The 16,735-nt window shown below is 25.7% G+C and carries 20 protein-coding genes; 10 read left to right on the top strand and 10 right to left on the bottom strand.

What is annotated here, in order from left to right; genetic code table 11:
- From KA468_RS00600 to KA468_RS00630, 7 genes are all read right to left on the bottom strand, one after another.
- Positions 1–990: a hypothetical protein gene (locus KA468_RS00600; protein WP_291241016.1), complete on the bottom strand. Its 990-nt coding sequence runs from the start codon at positions 988–990 to the stop codon at positions 1–3.
- Positions 991–1,179: 189 nt separating this feature from the next.
- A complete protein-coding gene (locus KA468_RS00605; RefSeq protein WP_291241017.1) occupies positions 1,180–2,448 on the bottom strand; it encodes a DUF4407 domain-containing protein in 1,269 nt (422 codons plus the stop codon).
- A gap of 21 nt (positions 2,449–2,469) precedes the next feature.
- The gene (locus KA468_RS00610; protein WP_291241018.1) at positions 2,470–3,111 is read right to left on the bottom strand and encodes a hypothetical protein; all 642 of its coding nucleotides are present in this window, start codon (positions 3,109–3,111) and stop codon (positions 2,470–2,472) included.
- A 51-nt stretch (positions 3,112–3,162) separates the two neighbouring features.
- Positions 3,163–3,588, bottom strand: a complete 426-nt coding sequence (locus KA468_RS00615; protein ID WP_291241019.1) for a hypothetical protein — start codon at positions 3,586–3,588, stop codon at positions 3,163–3,165.
- Positions 3,589–4,131: 543 nt separating this feature from the next.
- Positions 4,132–4,707 (bottom strand): hypothetical protein, encoded by a 576-nt coding sequence (locus tag KA468_RS00620; protein WP_291241020.1) that lies wholly within the window; start codon positions 4,705–4,707, stop codon positions 4,132–4,134.
- A 6-nt stretch (positions 4,708–4,713) separates the two neighbouring features.
- Positions 4,714–5,061: a hypothetical protein gene (locus tag KA468_RS00625; RefSeq protein ID WP_291241021.1), complete on the bottom strand. Its 348-nt coding sequence runs from the start codon at positions 5,059–5,061 to the stop codon at positions 4,714–4,716.
- 82 nt (positions 5,062–5,143) lie between these two features.
- Complete coding sequence (locus tag KA468_RS00630; RefSeq protein ID WP_291241022.1) at positions 5,144–7,153, bottom strand: DUF2779 domain-containing protein; 2,010 nt, start codon at positions 7,151–7,153, stop codon at positions 5,144–5,146.
- A gap of 184 nt (positions 7,154–7,337) precedes the next feature.
- Between KA468_RS00630 and KA468_RS00635 the strand changes: the two genes are divergently transcribed.
- The gene (locus KA468_RS00635; RefSeq protein WP_291241023.1) at positions 7,338–7,700 is read left to right on the top strand and encodes a hypothetical protein; all 363 of its coding nucleotides are present in this window, start codon (positions 7,338–7,340) and stop codon (positions 7,698–7,700) included.
- A 247-nt stretch (positions 7,701–7,947) separates the two neighbouring features.
- On the opposite strand, the gene KA468_RS00640 is transcribed toward KA468_RS00635, so the two are convergent.
- Entirely contained in the window at positions 7,948–8,406 is a 459-nt protein-coding gene (locus KA468_RS00640; protein WP_291241024.1) for an HAD family hydrolase, read from the bottom strand.
- Between the two features lie 87 nt (positions 8,407–8,493).
- Between KA468_RS00640 and KA468_RS00645 the strand changes: the two genes are divergently transcribed.
- Positions 8,494–8,871, top strand: coding sequence for a hypothetical protein (locus tag KA468_RS00645; RefSeq protein WP_291241025.1), 378 nt, complete (start codon positions 8,494–8,496; stop codon positions 8,869–8,871).
- A 37-nt stretch (positions 8,872–8,908) separates the two neighbouring features.
- Here KA468_RS00645 and KA468_RS00650 read toward each other — a convergent pair whose 3' ends face one another.
- Positions 8,909–9,238, bottom strand: a complete 330-nt coding sequence (locus KA468_RS00650; protein WP_291241026.1) for a DUF6150 family protein — start codon at positions 9,236–9,238, stop codon at positions 8,909–8,911.
- Positions 9,239–9,453: 215 nt separating this feature from the next.
- Here KA468_RS00650 and KA468_RS00655 point away from each other — a divergent pair, with 215 nt between their 5' ends.
- On the top strand, positions 9,454–10,017 hold the full coding sequence (locus tag KA468_RS00655; protein ID WP_291241027.1) for a hypothetical protein: 564 nt from the start codon (positions 9,454–9,456) through the stop codon (positions 10,015–10,017).
- 142 nt (positions 10,018–10,159) lie between these two features.
- Here KA468_RS00655 and KA468_RS00660 read toward each other — a convergent pair whose 3' ends face one another.
- A complete protein-coding gene (locus tag KA468_RS00660; RefSeq protein WP_291241028.1) occupies positions 10,160–11,227 on the bottom strand; it encodes a WYL domain-containing protein in 1,068 nt (355 codons plus the stop codon).
- A 112-nt stretch (positions 11,228–11,339) separates the two neighbouring features.
- Between KA468_RS00660 and KA468_RS00665 the strand changes: the two genes are divergently transcribed.
- From KA468_RS00665 to KA468_RS00695, 7 genes are all read left to right on the top strand, one after another.
- The gene (locus KA468_RS00665) at positions 11,340–11,720 is read left to right on the top strand and encodes a hypothetical protein (RefSeq protein ID WP_291241029.1); all 381 of its coding nucleotides are present in this window, start codon (positions 11,340–11,342) and stop codon (positions 11,718–11,720) included.
- Between the two features lie 49 nt (positions 11,721–11,769).
- Positions 11,770–12,273, top strand: coding sequence for a hypothetical protein (locus tag KA468_RS00670; RefSeq protein ID WP_291241030.1), 504 nt, complete (start codon positions 11,770–11,772; stop codon positions 12,271–12,273).
- A 3-nt stretch (positions 12,274–12,276) separates the two neighbouring features.
- A complete protein-coding gene (locus tag KA468_RS00675) occupies positions 12,277–13,932 on the top strand; it encodes an ATP-binding protein (protein WP_291241031.1) in 1,656 nt (551 codons plus the stop codon).
- Positions 13,933–13,948: 16 nt separating this feature from the next.
- Complete coding sequence (locus KA468_RS00680; protein WP_291241032.1) at positions 13,949–14,503, top strand: rhomboid family intramembrane serine protease; 555 nt, start codon at positions 13,949–13,951, stop codon at positions 14,501–14,503.
- A gap of 19 nt (positions 14,504–14,522) precedes the next feature.
- A complete protein-coding gene (locus KA468_RS00685; RefSeq protein WP_291241033.1) occupies positions 14,523–15,146 on the top strand; it encodes a hypothetical protein in 624 nt (207 codons plus the stop codon).
- A 12-nt stretch (positions 15,147–15,158) separates the two neighbouring features.
- Positions 15,159–15,860, top strand: coding sequence for a hypothetical protein (locus KA468_RS00690; protein WP_291241034.1), 702 nt, complete (start codon positions 15,159–15,161; stop codon positions 15,858–15,860).
- A gap of 643 nt (positions 15,861–16,503) precedes the next feature.
- The coding region (locus KA468_RS00695; protein ID WP_291241035.1) for a DnaJ domain-containing protein at positions 16,504–16,735 on the top strand (232 nt) is incomplete at its 3' end.

Below are 16,735 nucleotides of genomic sequence, written 5' to 3' on the forward strand. Positions count from 1 at the left end.
TTATTTGGTGCTAAAACTATTAATAAATTCTATCGATGATAGTTTTTTTGAAGGGGTTTTATATTCTTTCATTTTAGAATTGAAAGGAGGGTCAGTGTAATAAGAATTAGTAATTAATGACTCATAATAATTTACTGTTGTAATGCCAAAAAAGTTGGAATTGTATTTTTTTTGCAGTGTTTTTTTTATTTGTATTTCATTTGTTTTATAATCCTCTAAAGCCAATTCGTAATAATATTTGTTTGCTAAAATATAATAATTATTTGTAGGATGAAGTAACTTGTACTTTTGAACATGACTTAAAATAAATAAAAAACTAACCAAAATAAGAGCAAACCAAAAAATAGGTTTATTTTCAATAAATCTGTATGAATATATAATGAAATTTTTGTTGGCTATATTTTTTTCATATTGAAAAATAACATTTTGTTTTTCTTCATCCCATTCTGCTACTAGTTGCTTTTGTAGTAACAACTCCTCTTTTAGCTCAGCAGTATAAAGTGCATTTTGGTTCAAAGCATTTTTCTGTTTCAATTTATTAATTTTCAAATCTAACGAATTGCTTTTACTAGTAAAATTAGCATTCTGATTTTCCTTAAATCTTGCAATTAATTGAATTCTTTTCTCATTATTAATTTTATCTATTGCATCCTGATTTATAAAACAAGCAAATGGCAATACAATAAATAATATTAAGATTCCATTTATTAGCATGCGTATAAATAATTCAAAAGAAAAAAAATGGAACACTTTAAATAATGCATTCTTAACATTAGTAAGAAATGTTGATGAAGTGTTTAATGCTAAATCTGAATTTTCAGTTGGGGTACTAATTAAATTTTGTTTATCAGTGATATTAGTTTCTATTACTGGTTCATAATAAATTGGATTTTGAATAGTAAATATTGAAAATCGAAAAATATTAATTAGTATGAGTGAAAACAATGTCCCAACGACAATTGCCATGATTAAATTATTTAACAATAACATAAAAAACTCATACATCCCTAAAAATGTAATAACAGAAAGTATTAGAATAAATATTGTTACTCTATAAAATTTTTGTTTTTCTAAAGTGTCAATTTTATTCCAAATAAATTCTTCAATGCCAAAAAAAGCAAAAGTGAAATAATTTAATATTTTGGTTACATCAAGCATTATTTTTAATAGTAATAAAAATTATTTTTCTTGATTTAAGAATGCATCCGGATTATCATTAATCTCTTCCATTTTTTTCTCGCCCCATTTACTTACAATTTGAGAAGTAATTTTTTTCTGTTCTTCTAGTTTAGCTTCTCTTTCGTGTTTTGCTAATTCAACATCAGCATAACGATATTTTTCCATATGAATTAAACCATTACGTCCTTCATATAATTTGTCCTCTTTAAAAACACCATTTTCTGTTTGAATTTTATGATTAAAATTTTCAACCATATAATCATATGGCCCCTTTGACATCATCATTTTGAAGAAAATAGGTCCCATTTCGATGCAAAGAAGAATAGCGGTAATTGCTAAACCTAACCAAAATCCAATCTCATGACTAATGTCTAATCTTGCTAATAAACCATCAAGCTTTCTAGCTTTCTCTTTGTTTTTTACATTTAATTCATAATTTTGATCTTTTAGTAGTTGAGCACGATCTGATTTTAATGAACTTAATTGAAATTTATTTTTTTTATCAAACTCAATAATACTTTTCTTTTTATCATCCCATATAATCTTTAGTCGTTTTGCGATTGGTCCGTCTCCAATTTTTCCGCCTGAACGGCCTTCCATTTGGTCAGTGTACTTTTTGTCAGCATTTCTTTCAATTTCAACTAATGAACTTCTTTCTTTTTCTATTTTGTTTAGTTCATTATCTAAAAATGATATTTGCTTTTCATATTTTGCACGAGTTAGTAAGTCATACTGTTCTCTCTTTTTTTGTTGCTTAATTCCTAATTCCACATCAATTTCAGATTTTAGCATTAATATTTCAAGGGGTTTTGAAATGGAAAACCCTAAAACAAGAGCTATTAGAATTCTTGGAATAGCTTGTGCAAATTCAGGTCCTGTTATTTTGTCTGTTCCATCACCTTTTCCAGTACTTGAAACAATAAAACGGTCTAAATTAAATATTAAAATTCCCCAAATTACGGCAAAAATTGAACTAATAATCCAAAAATTCTCCTGTATTCCAGTAAGTTTTGTATGGGTTTCTCCATCTAATGTTTTTGGACCGAACATAGTATCAACAGCAATAAATCCTGAAACTCCAGCTAAAAGTCCTGTAAAAAAAACAATAGCTCCAATACCTGCATATTTTACTCTATCTTGTTTTGGTGATTGTTTTAAGAAAAATTCATCTGCTCCAGCACACCACCATAAAAATTTAGTAATTCTTGATGGATTACTATTGATATTCATGTATTCATTGGTATCCATAATATTTTGATTGGTATTCATATAATTATATTTTAATTATGATTAATAGTATTTTAATAATTCTTTAGTATTTATACTGCAAATTGGTTGTTTAATTTTGGCATCTATTTGTAAATTATTTATCTCAGTAATATTTAATTTAATGTACAAAGGTCTAATAGCCTCTAATGTTTGGTTGTCAATTTTTACTTTGTCAGGAACTATTACAACTTTAGGTGATTCAATTCTATCTTCGATAACATCCACATTATTTATGTTTAATTTCAATTTTTTGACTTTAATTCCTAAACCAAAACCTATGAAAAGGAATCCAGGATGTTGGTAGTTTGCTGAGGTTTGAAGTGTCGAATTGTTTTTTTTTATTTTAATTTGATTGTCCCAAATACTATTTCTTTTTCGATTATATTTATAGGCAGTGCCAGGATATTCAAAAGTTGTAGCTAAAATAGATTTGTTTTTAAATCCAGGAAAACTTTTAAGGATTAAAAAATTATAAAAATAAATAAAAGGTGCAGTATAAAAGGTTCCAGTAAGAAATTTATGAAGCCATAATTTTGTATGAGTTTCCTTATACCTAACTATTGTAAACAAACAGTAAGGCATGTGAAATTTAATTTGCAAATCCTGTCCATGAATTAAATATTCATAGTTTTCGGAATTGTTAATTTCAAATTTTATACTCATAATTATAACATAATGTCCGTAAATATATTAAAATTTATTAAAAATAAAATATTATTTTGCAATATAAACATCCAAAGTTGCTTCACCAGCTTCGATTTCTAATTGGTCTTTTGCATCAGGATTAACCTTGTACCAAATGGTTCCTGGTAGCGGTATGAAATCTTTTTTAAGTGCGTCAGCGTACAAAGTTTTAAAAACAACCACACCCGCACTTGGGTCTCCATCACCTAAATCCACATTTCGTTTATCTGGTTTGGTAATGGTGCCTTGAAGAATGTATATGGGTTGCCCACTTTGATGGTATTCGTTTTTATTTGCATAACATAATAAGGTAATTTTAGTTTTATGTACAATTGAGGTATAAAACCACCCGTATTCATAAAAATGACTGATTTTGTAATCTAAATCATTTTGAGTTTGGCCATGATTATTTAAGGTAAATAGCATAAAGAAAAGGATGCCTAGGATTTTTTTCATTTTATTTAGTAGTTAGATTAATTTAATTTTTTAAATTATTATGTACAATAAATCAATTATCATATTTATAAAAATAGGATACAATTACTGTAACCATTACAAGAGGCCAACACATTGTACATCCCCAAATTTATAATAATGTTAAACGAGCAGTAGTTTTAGTTCGGTAACAAATAAAATCTAATAATGCTGCAATTACAATACCTATTGATAAGTAGGGAATTGAAAAAATTGTATTTATAATACTTACTATCATAATATTTTATTATTTAATTAAAAACTAAAAATCATTTTTGATTCAATTGTAAAACAAATTTAATTACTAAATAGACAAAATATGTCTAGCTATTATTTTTTATAGTAACTCATTAATTTAAAACAATGAATAAGTTTAATATTTAACATCATAAATTATTCTGAGTTAAAAACTCTTATTATGCTTTTATATTTAACGGTTTGCGTGTAGGCGATAATGCCTTGTGTTACGCCTGCGGTAAGTCAATATTGCTTACACGCTGTTAGTGGTTAGGCCTTGGTTTCATTTCAGATTTCAAGCACATAATATTTCCATGTTGTATTATGAACATCCACATAGTTATTCCAAATTCCTTGATATTGATTATTAAGTTGTATCCCACCTTTTTTATGTAAAAAATTTGGCAAATGTGCTACTTCAATAGTTTGGATATTTACATGTTGTCCATTAAATAATTGATAGATACCTGCATTAGCTTGTGGTGCTTGCCAAAAAGCTTGGCGCTCCGTTAACAAAATAGCATAACAACCATCTAAATGATTTTGTCTCAACTGCTCAAGAAATTTTACATCTTGAATAGCACGGTACATTTCATTTGGCGTACCACAATCATCTTTTGGCATCTTTAATTCAATCACATAACGCTGACCATCTTGTGTCGTTATATAAATATCAATTTCTTTTTTTATTAAATCAGGTAATGGGTTAAATATTCTCGGGGTTGGGTATTCAAGTCTGACAATTAAGTCAGGAAAATTACTTCTCAAAAAAATTGCAAGTTCATGCTGTAGTCCGAACTCACTATAAAGCTCAATTGGCGTTTGTTGAATTGTATCGAAAAATCTATTTATTTTATCTAACATAATGTTTTACATTTTCGTTTTTAGGCTTATCACTAACTCATTAATATATTTTACAAATTCTGAAATATTCTTTGGATAATAAACTCCTAAAATATTAGAATCATAAACAATATCTATAACAGGTGTTCCGTCGTCATCACCTCTGACTATAATTTCATAATTGCTCACATTTATTTTCATTTGGGTTAACCAAAAAACTTCATCTGAACTTCCTTCTTCACAATCAAGCTCAACTTCAGATGTGTTTTCGAATTTATTAGAAACAATTTCTAAAAATTCAATTTCCATTTCATCTAATTCTGGTTCAGTGAATTCAAATTTGTTTTTTTCATAAAAATCGTTTAATGCACTCATAATGTTATTTTGTTTAATTATATTGAAACTCTTTTTTGTGTTTTTGCTTACTTCATTAATATTTATAAAAATAGTAAAAATTTTAAGATTCACAAATTTCTCTCAAATGTTCATAAATGATAACCATTGCTATAGTGTCTAATTCACAATACTTCAATAGCGAAGCTTTTAACTTATTTCGCTCTTCATCGCTCATGTTTGTGTATTGTGTTAAACCATAAGCTGTAAGAGCAGCGCCGCCGTTATTAATTTCATCAATATCCGTCATTCTATCAAAATCCGCATTCCATTCTTCAAATGGTTTTCCTAAAATTTTATATGGGTCAATAACTTCTCCTTGTTCATCAAATGTTAACCATATGTGTTGTGGGCCAAAATTCTTTGAGGAAAGATTAATTTCACTAATAGGTTTACTGTATTGTTGTCGAATTAAGTTTGAAGTTTTAAAAATAGCAGGTAAAACTTGTTTTATAGAGTTACTCCCTTTTGTATGTGGATTATAATAATAAGCCTTAATCACTTCACATAAATCAACCATGCCTCTTGAAGGATTCCATTTTTCACTTTTATAATCTGTGTCTTTAGGAGGTGTGGTTAGTGTTTTTATGAAAGTAATTAGCGTTTCCTTGTCCGCTTCATTTGAAGTTTCTAATTGAACTTTTATTTGGTTTAATGTCGAATTTTCATATGGTGAATACTGAAAAACGGTTCCTTCATTTTGATTCAATGCTTTTTGCAGAGCTCTCACAAATTCAAAGTTTGGAAAAACACCAGCTTCCACATTAATATATTCGTTTGCATGTTCAATGCTACCATCTTCATAATAAATATGATGTGAGAATTGAAACACTACTTTTTCATAGGGTTTTTGTCCAGCATAAAAAGGTAAAGCCACTGTTGATGCTTCAAAATCAATGAAGTTTAGTGGAAAGTTCCAAGTGTCTATTTCGGCTTTCAAAGATTCTTTCAATAAATATGGTTTACCATCTTTTTCTATTGATTTATGTTTTTGAATTAATTGTCGTTCATAAGTTGACATCCCGTTAAGAACTTTAGATGATTTTGATTTAGGCTTAAATAATTCATCATCAATATCTTTAAGTTTTAATATTTGTAAATCATTGAAATAAGTTAACTTGGTGTGATGTAGTTTTCCTATTTCAAAAGCATTTGGTTTATTAAAATCATCTTCTGTCCAATTTAATTTTCTTTTGAAACAATTTTCAAAACCCGATTTTAAATGTGGTTTTTTCTCATCCTTTTTAAATTCACATTTTTTACAAGCGTTAAATTTTAAGTCATAATCAAAAAAGCGATCGTCTTCATAAGCTTTAGCAAATAGTTGAATGGCATCTTCAAAATCATATTCTTCTATTATTCTCTCTTCACCTGAAGAAATTCTATCAACTAGCAACGAAACATCTATTTTAGTTAAAACCGAATCATTTTCAATATTCAAACTAGCTATTTGTTCTTTTATTTTTACTATACCAGTTCTATTGCCTGAATTTTTAGTAATTCTAAACATTTGGTTCAGACCATCTACAGAAGTGCTTTTGTCCTTATCAGCAAGCATCAAATAAGGAATAACCTGATAATCAGGAAAAGATTTTTTAATAACGTATTGTTGAAAAGCAACATCAAATAAGTAGGCTTTCCATTTTGAATCTATTTTTAATTTATCATTTGCAAATTCGGATACTCCATTTGAACTTTTAAAAGACTTAGCTTTAACTTCAATTAGTTTGACTTGATTGCCCTTTTTTTCTAAAATATCAACTCTAATAAACAAGTTTTTATATAAAAAAGCCGCTTCAAATATGACTACATTTTCTTGTTGAAGTAGACTATTCGTTTGAGCTACTTTTTCAAAATAATCGTAGTTTAAAGGGTCAGTACTATCTTCAATCAAAATACCATTTGGATAATGTAATCTTGCTAATTCTTCTACTTGAAACCCGCCAGAGGCTAATGCTTCCAAAAAAGGATTATTAGATTTATTATTGGCATATACTTCTTCTTTGTGCGTATAATACAATTTATTAGGGCATTCAAGGCCTAATTTAAAACGGGATTTTGTTAAAACTCTCATATAAGTATAATTTTTATGTAAAAATAAAGCAGAACCTTGACAATTATCGTCTTACTTAATGTATAACTTTTTTATTTAATACAAACTTAAATTCTTTATCGACAAATTATGTCTATGCATATTTATTTTTTAAAAGACATAATTTGTCTATATTCGTAATAAATTTGCACATAAATATACTAATATGGATTATAAATTTTACGAAGAATTATTAGACAATATGGTTTCTCATATTTATGGAAGTAAAATTACTGTAGATGTGAAAGGCATTTTTGAATGGAATAAAAATGTTGATGGTACTATATCGTATCGTTCAATAAAAAAGTTACACAATTTTAAAGTTCCAAAAGAAAAAGAGAAAACTCAAGAATCTAAAGGAAAAGTTTCTTATCAAACATTCAAAAATAGTTTTTATATTTCGGAAATATCACCTGAAAATACTTTTGATATATATTCATCTGGTGGTGGAATGGTGAAAAGATATACGTTTAGAAAAGTTGGCTCTAAAATTGAAAAATTAGCGGATAAAGTAATTATGATTCGATAATTCTTTTTACTATTTCTTTATGTATAACTAATATTATTCCATATTTAATAAAGGCTTTATGAATGCCGGCCAAAAGAAAAATACGACCAAATAATCAATCCCGTTAAAATTTGGTTTTTCCGTTGATAATTTTTCAAGTAAAAAAAAGAAACTGATAAATAAAAAACCAATAAAAAAATAGTTTTTTACCATTGGCCAAATTGCATAAATAATAATCTCTGTCATAATTTTATAATTTAAGGTGTAATTAATAACGCAAAATTTCTGTAATTATTTTTTCAAGTCCGATATCTGTCGCCGAACCTCTGAATTCATTAGGTATTAGAAAAATAATATTTTCGTTTGTATTTATCCATACATTTGGACTGTCATCAATAATGATAATTTTATAATATTCTTTTAGCCATTCATTTTTTAGTATTTTTTTAAAATTCCTATTTATCAAATAACAATTTTTTCTACTGAGTATTTCTAATGGTTGAATATTAAGTCTTTTAGAAATTTTAGTGGCATAAGGTTTCAAAGCTGTTGTATAAATTATAATATCTCCAAATTCTTTACATGCCAAAATTAACTCATCAACAAAAGGTCTCTTATATACTTTTAGAAATGAACTATAATGAAACAACAATTCGGCCGTTTCTTTTTCAGCATAAGAACCATAAATAAGTGTATGGTCTAAATCTAGAATTATTAGTTTTTTCATTTATGTTTTAGAATTTCAAACAAAATTATTTCACAAACAGACAAATTGTGTCTAACTAATAATTACATTTGTATAAAAACTAATGCTATGGCTTTTTCAGAAGGAATTTCAAGATTACAACGAATAATTAATCTTATTTCTATCGACTATAGAAGTAAAAAGGAGATAATGGCGTATTTGAGAGAATACAATATTATAATATCTTATAAAACTTTGGAAAGAGATTTAAAACAAATCAAAGAGGAACTGGGGTTTGATTTAGAATACAAGCGAAATGTGGGTTATAGATGTGAAAACGAAAATGTGTTACAAACAACATTAATTTCTATTGATAGTAGTACTTGTAAAGTGGGTTTTGAAAACGAACTTTATATAATTATAAATGTGTTTACTCACAATGGAAAAACCTATTGTAATTGCATGGATAAAAGGAGTAAAAAAGTAATTTTAGTAGTTATAACTTAAAAATTAAATATATCTAGTTATTAAATAATCTTATAACCTAATTTTTATTTTTATAACCTGCTTCTGATTTCTTTAATGTGTAATACACTATTAAATCTGCTTCTTCTTTAACTTTTACTTGATATAATTCCATAGCGTTTTTAAATAATACCGGATTTTCAACTATATACCATAATCCAGCACCAATAGCTTCATAATATTTTTTGGTCTTAAATACAAAAAGTGTTGCTTCTGATGGGATTTGAGTAATGTAAACTCGGTATTTAGCTTTTAACGGGTTTTTAATAAACTTCACAATTTGTCCATTAACACTTGATAGGAAAAGGCAGAAAAATAATGTAAAAATTAACTTTTTATAGGTTTTCATATAAATTTATTGTTTAAGACGAATTTAAAATTTGATATATTTCAATAATCAAAAAAATATTTTCAGTAAAATAAAACCCAAATTTACAGATTTATTTAGTCAGATACAATTTCTTTGAAATAACAATATCAAGTAATACACAACGTTATTTTTAAATAGACGAAATATGTCTGCGTAAAACAGTATTTTTGAAAAACTAATCTATTAATTCACCATTGAAAAAAATTAAAATTCAATTAATTGGTTCCTTTATTTATTATAAAGTGGTTGTTCTCGATGCTATTGAATTGGAGTATTTTTCAGCTATAGCAAAAAGAATGAACTGCACATTAGAAATGGCATTAATTGACCCTTTTTTTTATTATAATTTAAAATTATCAAAATATCAAAGTTATAATGATTTAAATGGGAAGGTTTTTTTCGGATTAGATGTAAATTCATTTCATCAAATCGAAGTTTTTGTAGATGGACACAAAAAGCAAAAGTTTAGTTATTTTGATTTGAATCCTAATAATTTGCTTTTCCCATTATATCCTTCAAAGTTAGATTTTCCAATGCTCTCTATAAATGAAATAATAATTAGGTCAAAAGAGAAAGGTAGTGTTAATTATGTGTTTACTATTACTGAGGAACAATTACTTGAAGACATGGTTTTATTTGGTTTTTCAAAAATTGAAAATAACTTATTGTTTTCTAATGTAAAATTTGAGTCAAATGAAGTGCCAATTAAAAGAACTGATACTGTTGTAATTGAACAACTTGTAATAATTAACAAATAAAAGTAATTTAAAACTAAAAAATCCATTTTTATGTTCATTAACAATTATTCAGAATATGTAATTATAAAATTTTTAAGAATAATTAGACTATAAAGTAATTATTGATAAAAGAATCTTTTTCATGTAAAGAAATTTTAAAACATTATGGAGTTTTTTCTATTGTAATTATTTTATAATTATTCCTAAATCTACTTAATGTAAACGCCAATTCTTTTGAAATATTTTCTATCTCAAATGGAGGTGTTGGTTCATTATCTAACAATAATTGTATAGTTACTTCAACACTTTTATCTGCATTATTAATTAATAAAGTTTGAGTTTTATGAATGGGTTTGTAAGTTACATATTGGGCTGCCCATTCTGTAAAACTAATTTTTATAGTATAAATATTGTTTGAATTTGGTCGCCAAACTCCAAATGAGTAATCAAAATAGCCTTCGTTAAAATTATCTTTAATAAACTTTATCTTGGAAGAATTTAATATTGTATTTGCTTTTTCAATTTTAGTTTTTATTTGGTCTATTCTACAAGTAATAATTTTTTCTTTTTTGATATCGTATGCAATTAAATAATATAATTCTTCATGTATTCGTAATTGAAGTGGTAGTACTTTATAATTAATTGTATCATTGATGTTGCGAGCTATATTATTTACTTTTATATAATTAAATGTAATAATAGTATTTAGTTCAATCTGTTTTAGTATTTCTGTACTTTTCATTACTAGATTACTAATAATATCTTTATGTAAAATATAATTTGTAGTAACAACTGCGGATTTATATTTTTTTGATTCAAAATCAATCGGATAAAATTCTTTAATTTTTTCAACTATTTTTTTTATGCCAGCCAATTCTCTATATGGTGCCAAAATGCCTTCGATAAAAGGTAATGTTAAATCTTCTTCTAGTGTGTTTTTATTGAATTTTGGAATGAGATAGTTTTCGTCAAAATAATAAATATTTTTACGTTTATCATATTCTAATTTAAAAAGTTCTTCTTTTTTCTTTTTACTTACATTATTTGAAAATTCAAAATCACCCGTTCTAATTTTATTTATATCGGCTTCAATAGTTCGCTTACTATATTTTTTTTTCTTGTTAATTATACTTTGTTTTTCTAATCTACTATTAACAAAATCTATAATTGTTTCTAAATTGGATGGAACACTTAGTGCTTCACAAATCCATTCTATTCTTTGTTGCTGCATGGTTTCAAATATATGATTTTCTTACTTGTCCGCAATGTTTTGCGGTATGTTTTTTCAAATTATTTTTTTTTCCTGTAATCCGAATGTAGTTTTGTCCTCTAAATCTTTAATTATGAAAAATTTAAAAAAAGTATTAGTTCCTATTTCAAACCATTGTCTAACCTTTAATTTAATTAAAAAAAGATTTCCAACCACCCCTAGTCCTAAAAATAAAAGTGGCTATAATTATTCTATGCAACTTGATTCTAAAGCGACTAAATTACTTTTAAAATCTATAATAAAAGAGCTGCCTAATAGAGAAGGCACCTTAATTATTCTAGCCTCTCAGAATTCTATTGATTATAAAACTATTAAAATTATTTCATCTCCTACTAATTTAAAAAGTAACTTTTGTAAAGAACAAAATTTCCTAGAAACGTATAATTTTTATTATGATTTACTTATAAATAATAAGTATACTTCTTTAAAATTTCAACTTGCTAAAACAAGTTGAAATTTTAAAAATATAATGCCTTTTTTTAACTAATCTAAATTTTTTAAACATGAAAAAACACCATTTATTTTTTGTTGCATTTTTATTTTTCGTTAAAATTACCTTTGCTCAAAAGCATAATTATAAAATTTCATTAGAATCAAATTTTTTTATTATTGAACCTATCGATACTATAAATCCAAATGATATTAGTTTTTACTTAGAAAGTGATGATAATAATGAGTTTGAATTAAAAGCAGCACCTGTTGTCCTTGGAAAATGCCTTTATGAAGATTTTTTAACTAATCAAGAAAAATTTATTGCTTATTTTCAAAACAAAGTTTATGAGGCGGGTTTCCTAGATAGTAGTGTGATTTATGAAGTAGATCAATTTAATGGTTTGCAATCTAAAGTTATTTTTTATTATTATCAAACAAATGTATGGGGAACTATACCAATAAGATGTAGTTATGAATCAGGCATATTTAATTTAGTAATTTATTCTAATCATATAGCGGTTTTAAGTTTACCTATTCAAATTAAAGACAATAAAATAATCTTAATAAATAATTAATTTATGAACAATCAATTAGATAATATAATTTTAACTAGTGTTGGAGAAATTTATGAACATAAACACAAATCTCTTTTTTGCTCGGATATTTTTTTAGAAAAATTACAAAAGGACTTATTGCTTGTTGCTATTTTTTTTAATGTTGATATTAAATCTGCTGCTGTTTTTTCTATTATTATTTGCGACCAATTAAGTGGTGAAACGGATTCAATTACTACAATTATGAAATCATTAGGGTTCAAGCCAATGGATTTTATAACTACATTAGAAGTTTTAAAACAATGGAAAATTAAAGGACTCGTCCGACTACGAGTTGTAAGAAGTAACCGTTCAACAAATGATTATTTGTTTACAGACGAAGTAATTGATGGTGTAATAAACAATGATGCTTCTCGTTTTATTTTTTCAATTCCAAAAAATCAAAATGAGGCATTTTTAAATATTAAACATTTTATTAGTAAATCATTATATGCTGTTGAAAAAGATATATTAACTGATACTATTTTAAATTATGTTTCAAAATTTTCTGAATTTCAATTAATACGAGAGGTGTTAGATTCCAAAGTATTAAATTTTGAGGAAAAAGCCGTTTTGTTTTATATTATTTCGCACCATCAGTATGGAATTCAAGAGTTTGATTTAGAACAAATATTAGACTATTTTGATGATGATTCTTCTTTAAGTTTTAGATTTAAACAACGAATTGTTTCAGAAAAAAGCATTTTGTTTTCTGAGGAATATCTAGAATTTGAAACGCCAGAATTTGTTGATTTTACATTAGTATTACCTGGTGAAAAAATTAAGAAACATATAGTTTCTCATGAGGTTTGTCCTGATAATAAAAATTTCACAACCAAATATGCTGTTCAAATTAAACCCGAAGAAATTGAAAATGTTGATTTGTTTTTTAATGAGCAAACAAATCAATCCATTACTCAAATATTTGAGTTAACATCAGATAAGTACAGAGACATTAGTAAAAAATTTGAATTAAATGGTCTAAAATCTGGCTTAACAATGCTTTTTTATGGATTTCCAGGTACTGGTAAAACAGAATTAGTGAAGCAGATTGCTAAAAAGAATAATAGGGTATTATTATTAGTAGATGTTGCTGCTATTAAATCAAAATGGGTTGGTGAAAGTGAGCGTAACATAAAAAGAGTTTTTCATGAATATAATTTAGCACTTAAATTTTATGAAAAAGAACCAATCTTATTTTTTAATGAGTGCGACGCCTTAATTAGTAAACGTAATACCGTTACATCATCTGTCGACCAAATGAACAATGCCATGCAGAATATTGTATTGCAAGAATTAGAAGATTTTAAAGGCATTTTTATTGCTACAACCAATTTAATTCAAAATATAGACACAGCATTTGATAGAAGAATTTTATATAAGTTGCCATTTGATAAGCCCGAACAGCCCACAAGATTGAAAATATTAAAAAGCCAGTTTCCGCAATTTAGTAATGAATCATTAACTAATGTGAGTTTTAAATATGACCTTTCTGGTGGCCAAATTCAAAACATTAAAAAAAAATATTTAGTAGAAGAAATACTTTTTAACAATACTAACTCAACTTCTGATAATTTAACTGAATATATAGAATCTGAAGTGAACTTTCGAATAACTTCAAAAAAAACTATAGGTTTTTAACTTTAATTTTATTAAAATGAATATACTAAATATAATAGATTTTAAGACGCCTGTATTACTTTTTTTAAAAGTAATATCAATTATGTTAGTGGTTAATTTAATATATGAAATAGCATTATTTTTTTTTGAACCGGAAATAGTTCAATACCTATTTGTTTGGAATCCAATTTTATGCGGTTTTATACATTCTAGTCCATCACATTTTTTTTACAATATTTTATTATTATTTATATTATTCCTACCTAAAATTAATTATGCAATAGGATTAAAAAAAGTTATTTGTTATATAATCTTAATTTCATTGATTTGTTTCCCGTTTATAGCTCTTAGAATATCTTTACCATTTGTTGGTGTTTCAGGATTTTACTTTTTTTTACTTACAAATTACATCTTATCAATTGAAAAATATAAATTAGGAATTAGAATTCTTTTTGGAATATTTATGTTTAGTGAAATAGGGTTAATGGGAAATAATGATACAGTTTCACATTTGTGTCATGTTGTTGGGTTTTTAATAGCAAGCACCATATATTTTAAAAAAAACATTAATTTTGAAAAAACATTAATTTAAATAATTATTAAAGAAAAATATGAATAACGAACAAATAAATTTTATAAGTACACAATTTACTAAATTAGAAAATCTTGAATTAACTGATAAAAATTTGAATTCATTTTTATTAAATTTAGAAAATCAAATTTTAGATATTAATACTTGTATTGAGAATGAAATACAATATTGGGTCAACCCAATTAGATTAATCATATTGAGTGAAGCACCATTGTCGTTCAATAAATTTTTTTATAATACACAAGGTAATTTTTTGCAAGGACTTATGAATTATTATAATTCAACAGTTTTAAATTTTAAACCAGTTTTAAGAGAAAATGGTATTTTTGTGTTAGACGTATACCGTTTTCCAATTAAAACTGGATATTATGACAATAATGTAGGGAATAATATATTGTTTGAAACGGATTACTTAAATAGTAGATTTGAACATTTGAGAAATATTGGATTAATTAATGAACATACTAGAATTGTTTTTAGGTATAAAAAACTTTTTAGGAGAAATTATATTTTAAATAATGAGAATGTTGTTAATAATTATATTAAAAATATTAATAATGAACCAATTAGTTTGTATGCAAATGGAGAATACGGTGTTCCAATAATATCCCAGGAAGTAATCGATTTTTTAGAAACTAATTAAAATTAACACCATATGTTCGATACAATAATTACTGAGGATATTTCTACTAAAACTACTTTTTTTTATCCTTGTTCAGGTATGGATGTTCAGTCAATAATTCAATTATTGGATGAGGAAATTAATTTAAATATTGAAAATTTTATTCTTGTAGATTTAAATATGGACTATGATATGATTCAAAATAATCTTGAATTAACAGGTTATTTTGGGTTAGAAAGGGAGTTTAGTTTTTTTGATAATAAATTAGGTCTATATGGTATAAGAATTATAGATAAAATTCAATACGACCTTGATGAAATTGAAAAATTTATTGGGGATGAATTGAAAGAGTACAAAACAATATCAAGGTTTAATGATTTAGTTGGAATGGTAGTTGAACCAAAAGCAATAAGATATCAGCTAACATATAATTCACATGAATTTACACTTTATTTAATTCATTATGAAGCTACTGTTATTTCAGAAAAAATTAGTTTAATTAAAAACCTATGCTTTGGTTTAATTTTAGTGCACCATGTTAATGGAGCATATTTAGATGATTTTTTTATGAGTAAAATGGAATCATTAAAACCTTTGTTTTTATTTAGTCAACAAAATCCAGATAGATTTTTCACGAATTACAAAATGGTTAATAACAATATGAATCTATATTCAAAAGACCCTTTATTAGCAATAAAAACTTTAAGAGTAAAAAACGCGCTTAAATTTATTTAATTTAAAAATTTCAAGTAAATTAAATAAATCAAAGTGCGGTTTATAAGTGAAAATGTGGTGATCCTATGGCACCAATTTCAATTTTAATAAATTTATCTGGAATAGGAACCTTGTTTCTTATAACTAAATTTTATAAATATTGTTATTTATGTTATATAATTTTGGGGTTATCTTATTTTTCATTTGAAACTTTCAAACAGTATTTCGATTTATTAATTAAAAAGTTTTGATTATCTTTTGTTTTTATAAACCTAACAAAATAAGTTCAATTTGTTGTTTTTGAATCATTTTTGTAAAATATTTCATTGTTGCTGCCTTGCTTTTCTAATATTATCAAAAAGCTCTAATTCTTCAAAAAGACAGTGAGATTTTTCACTTGATATGGGTATTTTTATGAACCAAAAACCTCTAAAGAAATTTAGAGGTTTTTTTGCTTTCATAAAACATCAAAAACTGCTCATAATCTTTATGTAAATTGTTCGAGATGCTGTCTGACAAGGCTACTAGAAAGCTTCACAGAAATGTGAGGCTTTTTTTATGTAATTAATTCAATAATAAATGATTATGTTTTTGCGTTGTTTCGATTTTTCTTGTGTAATTAAAGAATAAATCACTATTTTTGCACTTTTATTTTCAAAATTATATGACTACACAGAAAATTATTGGGTACAGAAAGTTACTTAATGTTACCAGAGATGCAACATTAAAAGAATTAAAAACAATATATAGAAATAGCATGAAGGAAGACCATCCTGATACTATTGCAGATCCAGTTGAACGTTTAGCAGCTGAAGAAAGAAGTAAAAACATTATTGAAGCCTACCACTTTTTAGTAAGTATCGCTCCAGAAACAAGAGAGAAAGTAAAGGCAGAAT

It is taken from the genome of Flavobacterium sp., from assembly GCF_017985075.1.
Taxonomy (GTDB): domain Bacteria; phylum Bacteroidota; class Bacteroidia; order Flavobacteriales; family Flavobacteriaceae; genus Flavobacterium.

Excerpts from the sequence above, each read along its gene's own strand:
- KA468_RS00600 (WP_291241016.1), bottom strand. The coding sequence starts at position 990 with ATGTTATTGTTAAATAATTTAATCATGGCAATTGTCGTTGGGACATTG.
- KA468_RS00605 (WP_291241017.1), bottom strand. The coding sequence starts at position 2,448 with ATGAATACCAATCAAAATATTATGGATACCAATGAATACATGAATATC.
- KA468_RS00610 (WP_291241018.1), bottom strand. The coding sequence starts at position 3,111 with ATGAGTATAAAATTTGAAATTAACAATTCCGAAAACTATGAATATTTA.
- KA468_RS00615 (WP_291241019.1), bottom strand. The coding sequence starts at position 3,588 with ATGAAAAAAATCCTAGGCATCCTTTTCTTTATGCTATTTACCTTAAAT.
- KA468_RS00620 (WP_291241020.1), bottom strand. The coding sequence starts at position 4,707 with ATGTTAGATAAAATAAATAGATTTTTCGATACAATTCAACAAACGCCA.
- KA468_RS00625 (WP_291241021.1), bottom strand. The coding sequence starts at position 5,061 with ATGAGTGCATTAAACGATTTTTATGAAAAAAACAAATTTGAATTCACT.
- KA468_RS00630 (WP_291241022.1), bottom strand. The coding sequence starts at position 7,153 with ATGAGAGTTTTAACAAAATCCCGTTTTAAATTAGGCCTTGAATGCCCT.
- KA468_RS00635 (WP_291241023.1), top strand. The coding sequence starts at position 7,338 with ATGGATTATAAATTTTACGAAGAATTATTAGACAATATGGTTTCTCAT.
- KA468_RS00640 (WP_291241024.1), bottom strand. The coding sequence starts at position 8,406 with ATGAAAAAACTAATAATTCTAGATTTAGACCATACACTTATTTATGGT.
- KA468_RS00645 (WP_291241025.1), top strand. The coding sequence starts at position 8,494 with ATGGCTTTTTCAGAAGGAATTTCAAGATTACAACGAATAATTAATCTT.
- KA468_RS00650 (WP_291241026.1), bottom strand. The coding sequence starts at position 9,238 with ATGAAAACCTATAAAAAGTTAATTTTTACATTATTTTTCTGCCTTTTC.
- KA468_RS00660 (WP_291241028.1), bottom strand. The coding sequence starts at position 11,227 with ATGCAGCAACAAAGAATAGAATGGATTTGTGAAGCACTAAGTGTTCCA.
- KA468_RS00665 (WP_291241029.1), top strand. The coding sequence starts at position 11,340 with ATGAAAAATTTAAAAAAAGTATTAGTTCCTATTTCAAACCATTGTCTA.
- KA468_RS00670 (WP_291241030.1), top strand. The coding sequence starts at position 11,770 with ATGAAAAAACACCATTTATTTTTTGTTGCATTTTTATTTTTCGTTAAA.
- KA468_RS00675 (WP_291241031.1), top strand. The coding sequence starts at position 12,277 with ATGAACAATCAATTAGATAATATAATTTTAACTAGTGTTGGAGAAATT.
- KA468_RS00680 (WP_291241032.1), top strand. The coding sequence starts at position 13,949 with ATGAATATACTAAATATAATAGATTTTAAGACGCCTGTATTACTTTTT.
- KA468_RS00685 (WP_291241033.1), top strand. The coding sequence starts at position 14,523 with ATGAATAACGAACAAATAAATTTTATAAGTACACAATTTACTAAATTA.
- KA468_RS00690 (WP_291241034.1), top strand. The coding sequence starts at position 15,159 with ATGTTCGATACAATAATTACTGAGGATATTTCTACTAAAACTACTTTT.